The 16,530-nt window shown below is 37.6% G+C and carries 17 protein-coding genes and 1 tRNA gene; 3 read left to right on the top strand and 15 right to left on the bottom strand.

Features of this window, described 5'->3' with window-relative positions; genetic code table 11:
• Position 1: 1 nt before the first annotated feature.
• The 11 genes from thiS to murA all read right to left on the bottom strand — a co-directional run bounded on the left by thiS (position 2) and on the right by murA (position 9,516).
• On the bottom strand, positions 2–205 hold the full coding sequence (gene thiS / locus CVT13_RS00860; RefSeq protein ID WP_107811273.1) for a sulfur carrier protein ThiS: 204 nt from the start codon (positions 203–205) through the stop codon (positions 2–4).
• On the bottom strand, positions 205–1,383 hold the full coding sequence (locus CVT13_RS00855; protein ID WP_107811272.1) for a pyridoxal phosphate-dependent aminotransferase: 1,179 nt from the start codon (positions 1,381–1,383) through the stop codon (positions 205–207). The genes thiS and CVT13_RS00855 overlap by 1 nt, the downstream gene beginning before the upstream one ends.
• 11 nt (positions 1,384–1,394) lie before the next feature.
• Positions 1,395–3,230 carry a biosynthetic arginine decarboxylase gene (gene speA, locus CVT13_RS00850; protein WP_107793028.1) on the bottom strand — a complete coding sequence of 612 codons (1,836 nt, stop codon included), beginning with the start codon at positions 3,228–3,230 and terminating at the stop codon, positions 1,395–1,397.
• Positions 3,227–4,453 carry a histidine--tRNA ligase gene (gene hisS / locus CVT13_RS00845; protein ID WP_107811271.1) on the bottom strand — a complete coding sequence of 409 codons (1,227 nt, stop codon included), beginning with the start codon at positions 4,451–4,453 and terminating at the stop codon, positions 3,227–3,229. The genes speA and hisS overlap by 4 nt, the downstream gene beginning before the upstream one ends.
• 29 nt (positions 4,454–4,482) lie before the next feature.
• Complete coding sequence (tmk, locus tag CVT13_RS00840) at positions 4,483–5,070, bottom strand: dTMP kinase (RefSeq protein WP_107811270.1); 588 nt, start codon at positions 5,068–5,070, stop codon at positions 4,483–4,485.
• Between the two features lies 1 nt (position 5,071).
• Positions 5,072–5,542: a pantetheine-phosphate adenylyltransferase gene (gene coaD / locus CVT13_RS00835; RefSeq protein WP_107811269.1), complete on the bottom strand. Its 471-nt coding sequence runs from the start codon at positions 5,540–5,542 to the stop codon at positions 5,072–5,074.
• Positions 5,539–6,090, bottom strand: a complete 552-nt coding sequence (locus CVT13_RS00830; protein WP_107811268.1) for a UbiX family flavin prenyltransferase — start codon at positions 6,088–6,090, stop codon at positions 5,539–5,541. The genes coaD and CVT13_RS00830 overlap by 4 nt, the downstream gene beginning before the upstream one ends.
• Entirely contained in the window at positions 6,087–6,893 is an 807-nt protein-coding gene (gene flgA / locus CVT13_RS00825) for a flagellar basal body P-ring formation chaperone FlgA (protein WP_107811267.1), read from the bottom strand. The genes CVT13_RS00830 and flgA overlap by 4 nt, the downstream gene beginning before the upstream one ends.
• Before the next feature lie 65 nt (positions 6,894–6,958).
• A tRNA-Gly gene (locus CVT13_RS00820) sits at positions 6,959–7,033 on the bottom strand.
• Positions 7,034–7,084: 51 nt separating this feature from the next.
• The gene (locus CVT13_RS00815; RefSeq protein WP_107811266.1) at positions 7,085–8,245 is read right to left on the bottom strand and encodes a molybdopterin molybdotransferase MoeA; all 1,161 of its coding nucleotides are present in this window, start codon (positions 8,243–8,245) and stop codon (positions 7,085–7,087) included.
• Positions 8,246–8,247: 2 nt separating this feature from the next.
• Positions 8,248–9,516, bottom strand: coding sequence for a UDP-N-acetylglucosamine 1-carboxyvinyltransferase (gene murA / locus CVT13_RS00810; RefSeq protein ID WP_107811265.1), 1,269 nt, complete (start codon positions 9,514–9,516; stop codon positions 8,248–8,250).
• A 139-nt stretch (positions 9,517–9,655) separates the two neighbouring features.
• On the opposite strand from murA, the gene CVT13_RS00805 reads away from it, so the two are divergent.
• The 3 genes from CVT13_RS00805 to CVT13_RS00795 all read left to right on the top strand — a co-directional run bounded on the left by CVT13_RS00805 (position 9,656) and on the right by CVT13_RS00795 (position 11,747).
• The gene (locus CVT13_RS00805; RefSeq protein ID WP_107811264.1) at positions 9,656–10,336 is read left to right on the top strand and encodes an NlpC/P60 family protein; all 681 of its coding nucleotides are present in this window, start codon (positions 9,656–9,658) and stop codon (positions 10,334–10,336) included.
• 107 nt (positions 10,337–10,443) lie between these two features.
• Complete coding sequence (locus CVT13_RS00800) at positions 10,444–11,253, top strand: ferritin-like domain-containing protein (RefSeq protein WP_107811263.1); 810 nt, start codon at positions 10,444–10,446, stop codon at positions 11,251–11,253.
• Entirely contained in the window at positions 11,253–11,747 is a 495-nt protein-coding gene (locus CVT13_RS00795; RefSeq protein ID WP_107811262.1) for a SixA phosphatase family protein, read from the top strand. Before CVT13_RS00800 ends, CVT13_RS00795 begins: the two co-directional genes overlap by 1 nt.
• 9 nt (positions 11,748–11,756) lie before the next feature.
• On the opposite strand, the gene CVT13_RS10615 is transcribed toward CVT13_RS00795, so the two are convergent.
• The 4 genes from CVT13_RS10615 to CVT13_RS00775 form a co-directional block, all read right to left on the bottom strand.
• Positions 11,757–12,524 (bottom strand): methyl-accepting chemotaxis protein, encoded by a 768-nt coding sequence (locus tag CVT13_RS10615; RefSeq protein WP_413784294.1) that lies wholly within the window; start codon positions 12,522–12,524, stop codon positions 11,757–11,759.
• 494 nt (positions 12,525–13,018) lie between these two features.
• A complete protein-coding gene (locus tag CVT13_RS00785) occupies positions 13,019–13,519 on the bottom strand; it encodes a PAS domain-containing protein (protein WP_107811260.1) in 501 nt (166 codons plus the stop codon).
• 21 nt (positions 13,520–13,540) lie between these two features.
• Positions 13,541–14,779: a type II secretion system F family protein gene (locus tag CVT13_RS00780; RefSeq protein ID WP_072594213.1), complete on the bottom strand. Its 1,239-nt coding sequence runs from the start codon at positions 14,777–14,779 to the stop codon at positions 13,541–13,543.
• Positions 14,776–16,527: a GspE/PulE family protein gene (locus CVT13_RS00775; protein WP_107811259.1), complete on the bottom strand. Its 1,752-nt coding sequence runs from the start codon at positions 16,525–16,527 to the stop codon at positions 14,776–14,778. The genes CVT13_RS00780 and CVT13_RS00775 overlap by 4 nt, the downstream gene beginning before the upstream one ends.
• Between the last annotated feature and the right edge of the window lie 3 nt (positions 16,528–16,530).

Genomic DNA, 16,530 nt, shown 5'->3' with positions numbered 1-16,530 from the left:
CTCATCCACCGCCAACTAAAGTGACGATCTCATAAGCTTTGCCTTCGCTCATTAAGTGCTCACGCCAAAGCTTTTTTGGCAAAATTTCTCCGTCTCGCTCAAGGGCTATAAATTTAAGCTCATAGCCATTTTGAGCTAAAAATTCATAAACGCTTATATCGTTTTCAAGCTCGAAAATTTTGCCATTTACGCTAAATTTGATCATTAAATTTTGTAGCTTTTTACAAAATTCGCGATCCTCTCGATCGCTTTTTTTATGCTCTCGATGTCAGTTGCAAAAGAAATTCTAAAGTATCCCTCCATACCAAAGCCCACACCTGGCACAGTCGCTACATTCGCCTCTTCAAGCATCTTTTTACAAAATCTAAGTGAGTCGCCATCTACCTCTTTGCATTTTACAAATAGATAAAACGCGCCATCAGGCTTTACGACACTTAGTCCAGGGATAGCATTTATCATTTCAACTGCCACGTTGCGTCTTCTTTCATACTCTTTTCTCATATTTTCGATATCTTCATCAGTTTCGCCAAGAAGTGACGGGATAGCGCCGATTTGCACGATCGAGCTGATGTTGCTAGTGCTTTGGCTTTGAAGCTTTTTGATACCGGCAATTAGCCAGTCCATCGAGCTTGCTATATAGCCAAATCTCCAGCCAGGCATCGCGCCACACTTGCTTAGTCCATTTATCGTAACCGTTCTTTTAAAAAGATCCTCGCTTACTGAGGCAACTGCGTGAAATTTCTTGCCGTAGATCACTTTTTCATAAATTTCGTCACTTGTAACGATGATGTCAGTGCCCTTTAAAACTTCGCCAAATGCCGCGATCTCCTCTTTTGTATATACAGCTCCAGTTGGGTTTGTCGGATGATTTAGCGAAAAGACTTTGGTTTTTGGTGTGATCGCTTTTTTTAGCTGCTCGGCTGTGATTTTAAAATTTGTGCTCTCGTCCGCCTCGATAAATATAGGCACACCGCCACAAAATTTAACGATCTCAGGGTAGCTCACCCAGTATGGAGAAGGGATTATGACCTCGTCACCTGGGTTGATAAGCGCTTGAAATACATTAAAAAGTGAGTGTTTTGCGCCGATGTTTGTGACGATTTGATTTGCTTTATAGTCAAGCCCGTTATCTCTTTTTAGCTTTGCTCTAATGGCATCAATCACCTCAGGTAGGCCTGGCACTGGCGTGTATTTGCCGCTTTTGCTATCGTTATCAAGTGCGTTTTTTACAGTTTCTCTTATCTTTTTTGGAGTCATAAAGTCAGGCTCACCAGCTGAAAGCGAGATCACATCGATACCAGCAGCCTTCATCTCTTTGGCTTTTGTGCTGATCGCGATTGTGATTGATTCGCTTAATGTTTGCATTCTGTTTGCTAGTTGCATTTTCGTCCTTTTTAGTTGATTGTTTTTAAGTAGCTATTGTCGTTTAAAAATAGATAAAGTTCGCCCAAAATTTGCTTCTTTTGTGTTTCGTTTATCAGAGTTGATTTCACTAAGCGCTCGTTTAGAGTGTCTTGGATCTCGTAAATATCATAGTCCATATCCTCCATAATATCAAGGATCGACTGGCTCTCTAGTAAATTTGTGATCTTGTATCCATCACTTGAAAGCTCTATCGTGGCCTCTGTCGGGTGGGTAAAGAGGTTGTGTTTCATACCGATCACCTCTTGATATGCGCCAACTAGGAAAAATCCCAAGAAATAATCCTCCTTCTCTACATCCACGTCGTGCAAAAGCAGTGGGTTTTTCTCGTCATCATAGCTGATCTCGCCGTCGCTATCGCAGGTGATGTCCCAGATCGAAGCTGGCAGAGTAGGGCGCTCATCAAGCCTATCTAGTGGCATGATAGGGAAATTTTGCTTTAGCCCCCAAAAGTCAGGCAAGCTTTGAAAAATAGAGAAATTTAGCAGGTATCTCTCTTGAACCTCTTTTTGAATTTTAGTTAGATCGCTTGAGTTGCTCTTGTTGCCAAGCATCACGACAGCTTTTTTGCTAATGAGCCTTAAAAGCACCTCTGCGTTTGATCTATCTTGCAGATCGACATAGCCTAGGTCAAAAAGTGTGAGGATGCTCTCGGTGTGGTGAATGGCGTCGTGTAGGTATTCTAGGGCGTTTGAAGGCTTGATTGACTTGTAAAGATCAACTAGCTCGGTTATTAAATTTGGATTATTTTTCTTTAAATTTAGCTTCTCTTCGGTGTATTCTTGAGAAAATAGCTCAAGCACAGGGGCAACCAAAAGCGCGTGAGAAGCGGCGATGTAGCGGCCTGACTCTATAAAAATATCTGGCTCGATCTCCTTTTTTTGCTCGCTTATGGTTTTGAGCATATAAACAACGTCGTTTGCATATTCGTTTAGTGTGTAGTTTCTGCTGCTTTCTTCTTTAAACTGCGAGTATTCTATCGCAAGACCACCACCTAAATTTATAGCTTTTAAATTTGAGGCACCCATTTTTCTAAGCTCAGCGTAGATATTGCCAGCTTCGATGAGTGCCTTTTTGAGCGGATGTATCTCGCTTATTTGAGAGCCAATGTGAAAGTGTATCATCGTGAAGTTTTCAAGTAAATTTGCCTTTTTTAGCATCTTTACAGCTTCTATCAGTTCGGTTGATGTTAGTCCAAATTTAGAGTGTATGCCACCACTCTTTGCCCAAAGTCCCGATCCTGTCGAGTGTAGTCTCACTCTAAGCCCGATCTTTGGTTTTGGTTTAAAGCGCTCTTTTGCGATGGCGATTATCGCTTCAAGCTCGTTTAGACCCTCGATCGTTAGCGTGATGTTATGCCCCATTTCAGCGGCGATAAAGCCTATATTTATCATCTCCTTATCTTTAAAGCCATTTACGGTTATGGGAGCTTTTTCGTTATTGTAAGCCATAGTTAAAAGTAGCTCAGCCTTACTACCAGCTTCAAGACCGTAGTTATAAGGTTTGCCAAGGCGAACTAGGTTTTTTACAAAGCCAGGATACTGATTGACCTTAAGTGGAAATACGGCATTAAAGCTGCCTTTGTAGGCAAATTCTTTCTTCGCCTTTGCAAAGCTTGCGTGGATCTGCTCGATCTGTTTTTGGATAAGGTGCGGAAAGCGAAGCAGTAGTGGCCCTCTATATCCGTCGTCTCTTATCTCTTTTACGATGTCGATAATCGCTGGTTTGCTGGCTGCATTTATACAGACTTTGCCATCTTCTATAACAAAATTTGAATTACCCCAAATGCTAAGTCCAAAATCATTCATCCCAGCTCCTTTTCAAGATTATCTAAATGTATCGTTTTTTCATCTTTGGTTTCTAAATTTTTATACCAAATTTTATTCTCTTTCATCTCGTTTTCGCCCACGCAAAGGAAAATTTTTGCATTTTTATTGTCGGCATTTTGCAGATGTTTTTGAAGCTTTTTAGCTTCATATGAAATTTCAACCTGATATTTTTTGCGAAGTTTTGAGCCAAGATTATAGATAAAATCAACATTTGCCGCATCAAGCGCGCAAAGATAAACTCCGTCTCGCTCATCTCCAGCTTCACCTAAAATTTCCATTATCCTCTCAACGCCCATCGCAAAGCCAACGCCATAACTTGCTCTACCGCCAAGATACTCGACCAGCCTATCGTATCTGCCGCCACCTGCGACTGCACTTTGTGAGCCGATCTCATTGCTTATAAACTCAAACGCCGTCTTGCAGTAGTAGTCCAGCCCACGAACGAGCTTAGTGTCTATCTCAAATTTAACGCCATTTGCGGTTAAAATTTCTTGCAGTTTTGTAAAATCAGCCTGCGCCTCACAGCTTAAGCTATCAGTGATAACTGGAGCGTTTTTATAAATTTCTTGGCAGCTCTCGACCTTGCAGTCAAGCACGCGGATAGGGTTTAAAAGCTTGCGTCTTTTGCAGTCCTCGCAAATTCTACCATCATTTTCATCTAGAAATTTGACAAGTTTTTCTTTGTAAGACTTCATCGAGCTCTCGTCACCAAGCGAGTTTATTTTTAGGGTTGTTTTTATGTTTAGTCTGTTAAAAATTTCGCTCACCATCAAGATAATGCTCGCATCCTCGTAAACACTGCCCTCGCCAAAGCACTCGCAACCAAACTGGTGAAACTCTCTTAAACGGCCTTTTTGCGGGCGTTCATAGCGAAACATCGAACCGTGATAAAAGCAGCGTTTTGTCACATTTTCCCTGTCAAGTTTTGCCTCGATAAATGCTCTAACCACGCCAGCAGTGCCCTCAGGACGCAAGCAAACGTCATTGCCACCTTTGTCTTCAAACTGATACATCTCTTTGCCCACGATGTCGCTACTCTCGCCGACACTTCTTTTAAAAAGCGCCGTCTCCTCGAGGTGCGGGGTCAAAATTTGCTCATATCCGTAGTTTTTTGCGACTTCCTCGCAGGTTTTGATTATCTGTGCGTAAAGTTTAGCGCGAGCTGGAAGCATATCTTTCATGCCACGAAGTGCCGTTATCATCGCATTATCCTTTTTATTTTTTTGTGATTTTACTTAAAATTTATAAAATTTTCTATCTCTTTTGAAATTAGCTCTATGCTTTTAGATGCGTCTATAAAAAGCGTTTCAAAGCCATTTTTGATGAGAATTTGCTTCATCAAACTTTGCACTTTTAAAAGATACTCTAGCCCACGAGCCTCTATCTTATCGCTTGTGCCTCTATTTTTTAAACGCAAGCTTATTAGCTCATGGCTTGCTTCAAAAAAGACTATTTTGTCTGCAAATTTATCATTTAGCGCAAATTTATTAAGCTCTAAAAGCACGTTTTCATCTAAATTTCCATCATTTGCCAAAGCGTAGGCGATGCCAGATATAAAGCCTCTGTCGCTAAGTATTAGCTTACCTAAATTTGGAGCGACCAGCTTTTCAAAATGCTCGGCCCTGTCAGCTAAAAAGAGTAAAATTTCAGCTCTTTTGCCTATTTTTATGTTTGAACTAAGCAAAATTTCTCGCAGATTTTCACCTAGTTGCGTGCCACCAGGCTCTTTTGTGACGATGACGTCAGGAAATTTAGAAGCTAAAATTTCTATTTGCGTGCTCTTTCCAACGCCGTCAATGCCTTCAAATAAAACATACATTTTACGCCTTTAATTTTTTTAGAATTTTTGCTGGCACTAGGTTGCTCACGTCGCCGTCGTGGCGTAAGACTGAGCGGACAATCGAGCTTGAAATGAAGGCGTTATTTAAGCTTGGCATAAGATAAACCGTCTCAAATTCGTCCCAGAGTGCAGCATTTGCGTAGCCGATTTGTAGCTCATACTCAAAGTCACTAACTGCGCGAAGACCCCTGATGACGGTGTTTATGCCGTGCGATTTAGCAAAATCAACAAGTAAGTTATCAAAACCAAGCACGCTTACATTGCCAAGCTCGCAAACTGCTTCTTTTGCCATCTCTATGCGTTTTTCGTGTACAAACATCGGTTGTTTGCTGTCACTTTTTGCAACTGCGACGATCACTTTGTCAAAAATTTTCGTAGCCCTTATGATAACGTCTAAATGGCCGTTTGTGATCGGATCAAAGGTTCCTGGATAGATGCAAGATTTTTTCAAATTTGCCACCTTTTGTAAAGATTATTTTTGATTTTTAAGGCATCAAGCCACTTGCCGATTATGAAATTTTCCATATCCTGAAGGCACTTTATGCCTGCGTAGTAGCCTAAAACTGGGGGTGCAATGATAGCGCCAAGAGATGAGAGTAGCTGCATCTGAGAGAGTGTGATCGTAGAAAATGGCATCTCTCTAACGCCCAAGACTAGCCCTTGTCTCTCTTTTAGCGCGACACTTGCGGCTCTTGTGATGAGCGTGTCGCTTATGCCGTTTGCAACTTTTGCTAGTGTGTTGGTAGAGCAGGGCGCTATGATCATGGCATCTGTGCCAAACGAACCTGAGGCCGGGCCCGCGCCAAGGTCTTGATCGTCATAAATTTTTACGCCAAGATCATCTAAATTTAGCTTTAAATTCTCTTCAGCCTCCAAAACTTTCATGGCATTTTTGCCAACTATGACGTGCACCTCACAGCTATTTTTTGCGGCATTTATTAGTTTTAAAAAAAGCCCAGCTCCGCTTGCTCCGGTGGCTGCAAAAACTATCTTTCTCATCTTATTATCGCCTGTCCTTTACCAGAAACCGTGGCTTCTAAAATTTTATTATCCTTTGTTCTTATCTTTATCATATCGCCTAAATTTCCATCTTCAAGTGCCTTTACTTCGGCGATTATATTGACACCGCCCTCGATCAAAACTGCATTTAGCATTTGACCTTTTTTTACTAAATTTATGGCGTTAAACTGACGCTTGGTTAAAATTTCACCGCTTTTTATCTGCACTTTTGTTATAAGAGCTAAGCTATTTGAGCTAGAAAGTGCATCTTTTGGCCATTTGCCAAACTCGATCATCGTTGGTTGATAGTCAAGTAGGCTTAAAATATGGTTTGTATTCATTGAATTTATTGCTATGAAGGCTGGCATCTTAGCGTTAAAGCTAAATTTAAAATAGATACTTTTTAGACTCAGATCAACATCCTCAAATGATGCTCTAAATGTACCTTTTTGACTATTTTGATCACCTAAAAAGATATTTTTTAGGACGAGTTCTTTGAAATTTGCTGGAAGCTTATTTTGTGGGCTAATGCTAAGATCACTTATGCTGATACCAGGATATTCATCGCTAATTGATCTTAAAAATCGCATTTGAATCTCATCCATAATAGAGCAGTTTTTCACAAAGGCAACGCTTCCACCGCTTTTGTCATTATATGTTTTAAAATTTGCTGTTAGAATTTCATAGAGTTTTTTGCTATCTATCTTGGCTGCTCTTTTGCCCTCTAGGTTTAAAATTTCATTGTCTTCGCCTTCAAAGCCAAAAGTGCTAAGTGAAATTTGATCATTTAGAACGCAATACATTGGGTAAATGCTGACTTCATTTGCAAAAAGTTTTGTGGAAAGTAAAAAAATGAGTATAAAAAAGATGGAGCGGGAAACGAGATTCGAACTCGCGACCCCAACCTTGGCAAGGTTGTGCTCTACCCCTGAGCTATTCCCGCAGTTAAAATGAAATCCGCATTCTATCAGATTGTTTTTCATTTGTCAAGATTTTATGGAAGTTTTATAAGAGAAATTTCACTATTTTGCAAAATTTCGCTTTGATCTGGGCTAGTTAAAAACATAAAAGTGCTTTTTAAAATATGATCTATCATGCCAGAGCCGTATTTTCCACCATTTGTTGCTATAAATTTATCATTTTCAATATTTCCAAAAATAGCATTGATCCTGCCTGATTTTACTTTTAAATTTTGCGCATTTGTAGCATTTTGTATCACAAAGCAATCCTCTTTTAAAAGAGGCAAAACAAGCATCATCGTGCAAAGATAAGCAGCCATAGGGTTGCCAGGCAAGATAAAAACAAGCCTGCCATCTTTTTCATAAGCCTTGCAAGGTCTGCCAGGTCTTATGTCAAGGTGCGAGAAAATTTCGTTGTATCCAAGCTCGCTTAGGGCTATCTTCATAAAGTCAGCCTCACCAGCGCTTGCTCCGCCAGAGCAGACAATGATGTCATAGTTTGTAGTATTTAAAAACGCCTGCTTTACAGCGTCTAAATTATCTTTTATGATGCCAAGATATGAGCTACCTTGCCCAATGGATCTTAAAAGTGCAGCGATACCAAAGGCGTTTGCGTTGTAAATTTCATCCTCGCTCGCTCTTTGCCAAGGCTCGATGATCTCGTTTCCGCTTGAGTAAACTGCAATGCTTGGCTGCTTTTTAACATCTATAAAGCTTATGCCCTGAGCTGCTAGCATCATCACGCTTCTAGTATTTAAAATTTCGCCACTTTTTAGGAGAATTTCACCTATTTTTGCCTCCTCGCCTTTAAAGCGGTAAGCGTCACCTTTTTTAAGCTTTTCTGGTGCTTTTACAAACTCACCCTCAACCACACAATCTTCAAATCTCATGACCGTGTCAGCACCCTTTGGCATCTTTGCGCCTGTCATTATCTTCACGCACTCGTTTTTGCCGATTATTAGCTGCTCTTCATCGCCTGCAAAGGCACTTGCAACTATTTTATATGGCTTGTCTTTATCTTCAAATTTCACAGCAAAGCCATCAAGCGCAGAGTTATCAAAACATGGCAAGTCTTTTACCGCCACTACATCATTTGCCAATGTTTTACCAAGAGCCATGCTGATAGGTAAAATTTCACTATCTATTTTTAATTTGAATTTAGATTTAAGCGCATCTAATGCATCATTTAGCAGCATTTTTACTCCTCAAGCCTAGTAATATTTGCACCAAGGCCTTGAAATTTCTCTTCTAAATTTTCATATCCTCTATCAAGGTGATAAATTCTATGTACCAAGCTTTCGCCATTTGCTATAAGAGCAGCTAGTATCAGCGCTGAGCTTGCTCTAAGATCTGTTGCCATTACATCGGCTGCATTTAGCTTAGCTGGTGCATAAACGCTTGCGATATGCCCATTTAATTTAATATCCGCTCCCATTCTAGCAAGCTCGCTAACGTGCATAAAGCGATTTTCAAAAAGTCTCTCATCTATCGTACTAACGCCATTTGCTGCAAGACAAAGCGCCATAAATTGAGCTTGCATGTCCGTAGGAAAGCCCGGATACTCGGTGGTTCTTATCTCTACTGGTTTTATCTCTTTTGCTGGCAATATCGTGATTTTGTCGCCGTCTACTTCGATACCAAAGCCCATCTCTTCAAATTTATTTAAAATAGCCGTCATATGGGCTGCATTTGCCTTTTTGACTGAAATTTTGCTATTTGTTATAGCTCCAGCGCAAAGGTATGTGCCGGCTTCGATCCTATCAGGGATGACTTCAATATCGCAAATTTCAAGTAATTTTTGGCCACTTCCAGTTATCTTTAGTTCACTTGTGCCGATGCCTTCTATTTTAACGCCACTCTTAGCCAAAATTTCACAAATTTGCACCACTTCAGGCTCAAGTGCTACGTTAAAAAGCTCTGTTGTACCGTGCGCTAGAGCTGCAGCCATGATGATGTTTTCACTGCCAGTTACGGTGATCTTATCAAAGACGATTTTTGCGCCTTTTAGTCCGTTTGGTGCTGTTGCAACGACGTAGCCTTGCTTTATTTCGATATTTGCTCCCATTTTTTCAAGCGCATTTAGATGCAGATCGATAGGTCTTTGTCCGATCGCACATCCTCCAGGTAGGCTCACTTCGCAGTGGCCAAAGCGTGCAAGAAGCGGTCCAAGCGTTAATATCGATGCTCTCATCTTTCTAACGATGTCATAATTTGCAGTCGTCGAGCTTACACAGCTTGTGTCTATGCTTAGTGAGTTTTTATCTTTAAATTCGCACTTTGCTCCTAGGTTAGTTAGCAGTTGGCAAAGTGTTTTTATATCAGCGACATTTGGGATATTTGTTAAATTTACACTTTTTTTTGCAAGTAAGGTTAGGGCGATGATCGGTAGAGCAGCATTTTTGGCACCGCTTATTTTTACTTCGCCACTTAATTTGGCATTTCCTTTTATCTTTAAATAGTGCATCATTGTTTTTTGCCTTAAGAAAATATGTTTTTTGCCGATATTATATTGCTTTTTAACTTAGAATAAAGAAAGCAAAGCACTATTTCCGGTTCATTTACGTTTAAAAGTTAAAATTGCAAACACTAAAATTTTGGATATAAATATGTCAAATTCAATAAATAAAAAAATCTTTTTTATACTTAGCATTATATTTTTTACAGGTTGTTCTGTTACCTCTAATCAACCGACAACTCCGCAAAATGAAACAAATCAAACCGTAACTTCAAGTGTTGATTTTAGTGAGCAAATGATTGGTGAAATCATAGATGAAGATAATGATAGAGAAGATAAAAAATTTGGTTCTTTTTTTAAAAAATACCTAAATACAAGAGCGGGCGGTGATTGTTCAGGATTTGTTTCTATCGTAAATGCAAAGTATCAAAATATGTATTTTGATGAAAAGACAATAAATCGCTACTACGATAATGGTGGTAGAAAGTCAAAAGCGATCTATAATTTTTATGAAAGTAAAAATTTAATTACTCATAAAAATCCAAAAATAGGCGATCTTGTATTTTTCTCAAATACTCTTGGCAAGGGTGTTCAAAAAAATAAAGATAAGAAAAATATCACTCATGTTGGCATAGTTACGGCTGTTCTTGGCGATGAGACAGTAAAATTTATACATAATTCTGGCGGAAAGATAATTCATAGCTATATGAATCTAAAACAAAAAAATGTGCATCTAAAAGGAAATCAAGAGATAAATAGTTATCTTGTAAGATGTTCAAACTCAAGTTGCTTGGCAGCAAATAGATTTGCTGGATATGGCAAAGCAAAATAAATCAGAAATTTTACTAAAAACCTTTTAAAACAAATACTAGGCTCAAATTTTAAGCTTTATTTATATAAATTTACACTCGTAAATACAGATTTATATAAAGAGAAAATATGAATTTTTATGATGAAATTTGGGAAATTTTAGATGAAGGCGAGATTGGGCTTAAATTTTTAAAATTTGAGCTATTTTATGAGAAATTTAAACGAGATTTTAATATAAATTTTTACGAAAGCTCTAAGCCAAACGAGCTAATAACGCCTAGCTATGCAAAATTTTGTGAAGTGGTTAGTATGAAAGAGCTAAACAAAAAAGTAAAGCCAAAGGATAAAAATTTAAATTTTATCCATTCGGTAGCTCATATTGAATTTAGTGCTATTGACATCGCGCTTGATGCTTGTTATAGATTTAGAAATTTGCCAAGAGAATTTTATGAAGACTGGCTAGAAGTAGCTGAAGATGAGATCAGACACTTTTGTATGATAGAGAATTTGCTCTTAAAACAAGGTGGTAGATACGGCGAGCTAAGTGTACATGATGGACTTTTTATCGCACTTCAAAAGACTTCAGATAGTCTAACTAGCCGTATGGCGCTACTGCCAAGATATATGGAGGCAAATGGGCTTGATGCAAACGCTTATATTATAAAAAGGCTTGAAGGCGAGGGCGGCAACGAAGAGCTGATAGAGTGCCTGAAAGTCATCTTAAAAGAAGAAATCTCTCATGTTTATAAAGGCGATAAGTGGTTTAAATTTGCTTGCAAAAAAGAGCGTATTGACGAGAAAAGCTACTTTGACATTATCTTAAGTTTGTATCCAAATTCATTTAAAAATGTTAGAGAGATCAATGAGCAAGATCGCTTAAAAGCTGGATTTAGTAAAGAAGAGCTTTGCTTGATAAAGAATTTCTCAAAGGAGAGATAGTGAGTAAAATTTATTTCATAAGACATTCAAAAGCGGTTGATGAGAATAAGGATGGAGCTAAAGATGTTTTAAGGGAGCTTAGTCAAAAAGGCAAAGAGGACGCTAAATTTATGGCAAATAGGCTAAAAATGTATGATGTGATGCCAGGGGTTATCTTTTCTAGTAGTGCCAAAAGATGCGAGCAAACAGCAAAGATTATTGCTAAAACTTTAAAATTTAAAGAAGAGATCGATCTTATAGATGAGCTTTATGATATAAGCTTTGAAGATCTTTTAAAATTTGTCAAAAATATAGAAGAGAGTTTGGATGAGATTTTTATCATCACGCACAACCCAAGCATAACTGAAATTTGTGAGTATTTAAGTGATTCGTCAATAGACAATATCCCAACTTCTGGAATATTTTGCGTTGAGTTTGGATGTAGATTTAGCGAGTTAAAAGAGGGCGGCGCAAAAGCGTTATTTTTTGACCACCCTAAAAAACATCAAAGATAATTTAACACTTCAGTTTTTATCTTTAAAAATCTCGTTATACGAAGTAAGAATTTGCTCGCTTAGATCTTCTATTTTCTTAGACTTATCAACAAAATAGTTCAAATTTTGTTCGTTGTAGCTAGAGGCTGACTTCTCGAGCAAGAGTTTGATTTCATTATTTAGTGACGCTGTAAGCTCTTTTGACTTATCAAAATTTTTGTTTTGCTTGTGTTCGCTTATACTCTCGTTCTCATACCAATCTAGCAGACTTTGTGCTAAATCACGTATTTCCTCGCTGTATCCTTGCTCGTTTATAAGATCAGAGTACACTTTGGTTTTGTAGGCAATTTGCGAAATTTTTGCGATTATAGCAAAGGTTTTATTTTCGACATATTTTGATGTTTGAGCAGTATTTTGTGCGTTCGCATTAAACTCGCTCAATACCTTTTTGAAATTTTCTACATTTTGTGTTGTTAGTTTAGAAATTTCATCGATTTTTTTAGAATTTTCATCGATATCATTTACCTCTTGCTGAAGTGTTTTTATATTGACTTCTATGTCGCTTGCGGCTTTTTGTGTGTTTTCAGCTAGCTTTCTTACCTCATCAGCAACTACCGCAAAACCACGTCCATGCTCTCCTGCACGAGCAGCTTCAATGGCGGCGTTAAGAGCAAGTAGATTTGTCTGATCGGCAATATCTTTTATTAAATTTAAAACAGAGCTTATTTCAGAAGCCCTAGTGCTTAGCATGCCAGTAGCATTTGAGCAGCTTTGTACTAGACCATCAAGCTCTCCCATATTTTGACTAAGCTCGACGATATTTGACATATTTTCTTTTGCTATTTGTGCAGTTTGTTTAGCATCTGTTGCTGTTTGGCTTAAATTTTTGATACTTTCATTTAGATCATCTCTTACATAATTTATACCATTTATACCGTTTCCAAGTTTGTCAAGCTCGCTTGATAGAAGACCTCTAACCTTGCTTTTTTGGCCGTCTTTTATACCTGTGACACCCTTGCTCATAGATATGGCATTTCGTTTAAATAAACCCCTAAACCCTTCTACAAATATATTTCTATATGTTTTTGAGTTTTGTGCAGCTTGGACAGAGGTTGAAATTTCACGTTGAAGTGCTTCAACTTGATCTAATAGATCATTTATGCCAAGGGCGACTTCATACATCTCGTCCTTTTCTCCAACATTTACAATGCGAGGCTCTAATATGCCATTGCTTGCCGATTTGACAACACTTAAAATCTCATTTATTGCATTTGATTTTTTCTTAAACATATCTAGAACCTTTGTAAGTTGTTTATAAATTCATCATAGCTTGTTGATTTTTCTTCCAAAAATTTTAATAAATATTTTTTAGACGCTTCAATACCGCCATCTCGTTCTAGCTCAAGTAATTTTGCATAAAGTGGTTTTATGATCTCTATTGCTTTTGCATTTGGCTTACGTCTAACAGAATAGTATCCAACTACATTATCTTGTTGATCTAAAGAGGCGGTGATATTTCCAAATACCCAGTAGTATCCGCCATTAAGAGTTTTATTTTTAATAAAAGCAAACATTTCTTCTTTGTTTTGTATACGTTCCCAAAGTAGCTTAAAAATAACCCTTGGCATATCTGGGTGTCTTATGATGTTGTGCGGTTTGCCCAAAACATCGCCTTGTTTTACACCTACGATTTCTAAAAATGGCTCGTTGCAATAAGTGATTCTTCCTTTTGGATCAGTTTTTGAAACTAAAAATGCGTTCTCATCAACGCCATATTCTCTTTCTATAGGCATTTTACTCCTTTAAATGTTGATTTAATTTTTAACAGCTTTTGCCATATCCCACATTGGCATAAATATACCAAGGGCGAGCAAAAGCACCATAGCCGCAATAAATATTAGTAGTATCGGCTCAATATAGTTTGAAATATTATCAATAATATCATTAAATTTCACTCTATAATAATCAGTAACTTTTTGTGTCATGTCGTCTAAGCTACCACTTTGTTCGCCAGCACCTATCATTTGTATAAGCATGCCCTCATAAAGTCCAGTTTGCCTAAAGGCTTCAGTTAAGCTTATGCCACGACCAACCAGTACTTTTACAGCAGTTAGCTTATTTCTTATGTCTTGATTTGAAACAGTTACAACGGCAGTATCTAGTGCGTCAGCGATAGGAAGTCCTGCGCGAACAAGCTCTGTAAAGATTAGATTAAATCTACTCATATTTGCAAAAAATATTATTTTGCCCACAAGATAGACTTTTAGTAGATATTTATCGACCTTATCCCTAAAATTTTCATCATTTGAATATTGCCTTTTTAGTAAAAAAGCAAATGCGACAAGAACAACTATTATATATATGCCGTAATTGCTCATTATGTATTCAATGTTTAGTAAAATTTTAGTAGGAAGAGGGAGGTCGGCATTAAGCTGGCTAAAAATTTCTCGAAATTGTGGAACAACCGATGTCATGAGCACAATAAAAGCCAAAATTATAGAGCATATTACGGTTATTGGATACCTTATGGCTTTTTTAAATTTTTGTTGGTTATCCCAGACTTCTTGCAAGATAGAAGCTAGCTTTGATAATGCATCAGCCATATTACCAGTGCTCTCTCCAAGCCTTACCATAGCGACAGTGACATCGCCTAGCTCTTCTTGAAAATTTTCTATACTTTGAGTTAAGCTCGCACCTTGATTTAGGTCTTCATCTAATGTCTGAAATATTGTTTTTAGTCTTTTATCTTCGGTAGCATTTGCTGTCTCTTTTATGCCATCGTGTATTGATATACCGGCATTAGTCATAACGCTAAGTTGCCTTATGGTAGCAACAAGAGCTGGAATTTTTACTTTTGAAGAAGAGAATATTTTGTTAAATTTTTCTTGTAAGTCCAAAAAATCATTGTTGATACTTGAAACCTGAGTTTCTTTGATCTTTACTATCATGCCTTGAATATTTGCACGATTTTTTACATCATTTTTGCTATTGGCCTTTAAGCTCATCTTTTGGCGTTTGCCATCTTTTATATATTCTATTTCGTAAAATTTCATATCTTGGCAACTCTATATACTTCTTCGATTGTTGTTACACCATTTGCTGCGCGTATAACGCCATCATGGAACATATCTATAAAGCCTTCGTCATAGGCGGCCTTTTTAAGCTCTTCTTTTGAAGCGTTATTTGCTACGATACTTGCTATATGATCACTGATAGATAATATTTCGCTTATCATTTCACGCCCTAGATATCCAGTCTGTGAGCAGTGTTGGCAACCTACGCTTTTATAAAACTGATAATCTTCAGGAAGAAATTTCTTAATCTCATCAAGAGCTTTTTGAGATAGCGTGACTTTTTGTTTGCAATACGGACAAAGCTTTCTTACAAGCCTTTGAGCCTCGATGCAAACTAGTGCGCCACTTACTAGATATGGCTCAATACCCATATCAACCATACGAGGTAAAGCGCTAATAGCGTCGTTTGTATGAAGTGTAGAAAAGACTAGGTGACCAGTTAGTGCCGCTTGAATTGCGATTCTAAGCGTCTCTTGATCTCTGATCTCACCTATCATAATAATGTCTGGATCTTGCCTTAAAATAGAGCGAAGAGCCGAGATAAAAGTAAGCCCAGCCTTCTCATTGACATGTACTTGTTGGATCATATTTAGCTGATACTCGACCGGATCTTCAACGGTAATAATCTTAGTTTTTACACTTTTTATGTCATTTAATGCACCATAAAGTGTAGTCGTTTTTCCTGATCCTGTCGGACCAGTAACCAGGATGATGCCGTAAGGCGCTTTCATACTCTTTTTAAATTTAGCAAAATTATCTGGATGCATACCAAGGTCTTCAATGTTTATGATAACTTTTGATTTGTCCAAAATTCTTAAAACTATGCTCTCGCCATTTAAGATAGGTAGCGTAGAGATACGAAAATCGTACTCTTTATCTAAAATTTGAGCTGAAAATCTACCATCTTGTGGGCGGCGACGCTCCGCGATATCCATATTTGAAAGTAGTTTCATTCGGCTTACCATCGGAGGATAGATATCTTTATCAAATATAAATGTCTCACTTAGCATACCATCTATCCTGCTTCTTACGATGCAGTTTGTCTCAGTTGGCTCGATGTGAATATCGCTTGCTCTGCTTTGAATAGATGTTTTTAAAATTATCTCAATTAGCTTTAAAATTCCAGAGCTTTCTGTGCTTTGCCCTTGGCTGCTAGAGCTTGAAAGCTCTTTTCTGATCTCTGTAATAACGTCTTTTATGCTTTCATTAAGAGCTATTTTGTTTATATATTTTTCTATCTGGGCTGGATCGGCGCAAGCTACTTTTAATAGCTTTCTGTTAAATAAATTTTGAACTTTATCTTGAATGATCACATCAAAAGGATTTTTAAAAGCAACATAAACGCTTATCTCATCTTCTTTTACAGGGATCGCATTATATGATTTTAGCTGCGAGGTGCTTAGCTTTTCACTGATACGGTAGTCGATATCTATATCATCAAGGTCAAAAAATGTGATTTTAAATTTATCACATACATATTGAATAAAGCGCTTTTGATCTATCTGAAGACTAGTCGAAATTTCATCAATGTCAGTGTGTCCTCTTCTATAAATATCAGATAGAATTTCAAAAAAAATTTCTTCTTCTAGTATATTTTCTTCAAGCAAAATAGCCAAAAGACTTTTTTCATTTATCTTTTTTATCTCTATAATCTTTAAAATTTGCTCATCATTTAGTTTATTAAGTTGTTCTAATGTTTTTAGCGTTAAATTTTCTAAATTATTCATCTC

It is taken from the genome of Campylobacter concisus, assembly GCF_003049085.1.
Taxonomy (GTDB): Bacteria; Campylobacterota; Campylobacteria; order Campylobacterales; family Campylobacteraceae; genus Campylobacter_A; species Campylobacter_A concisus_H.
Note: the sequence above shows the minus strand (reverse complement) of the source record. Positions and strands in the feature narration are given on the sequence as shown.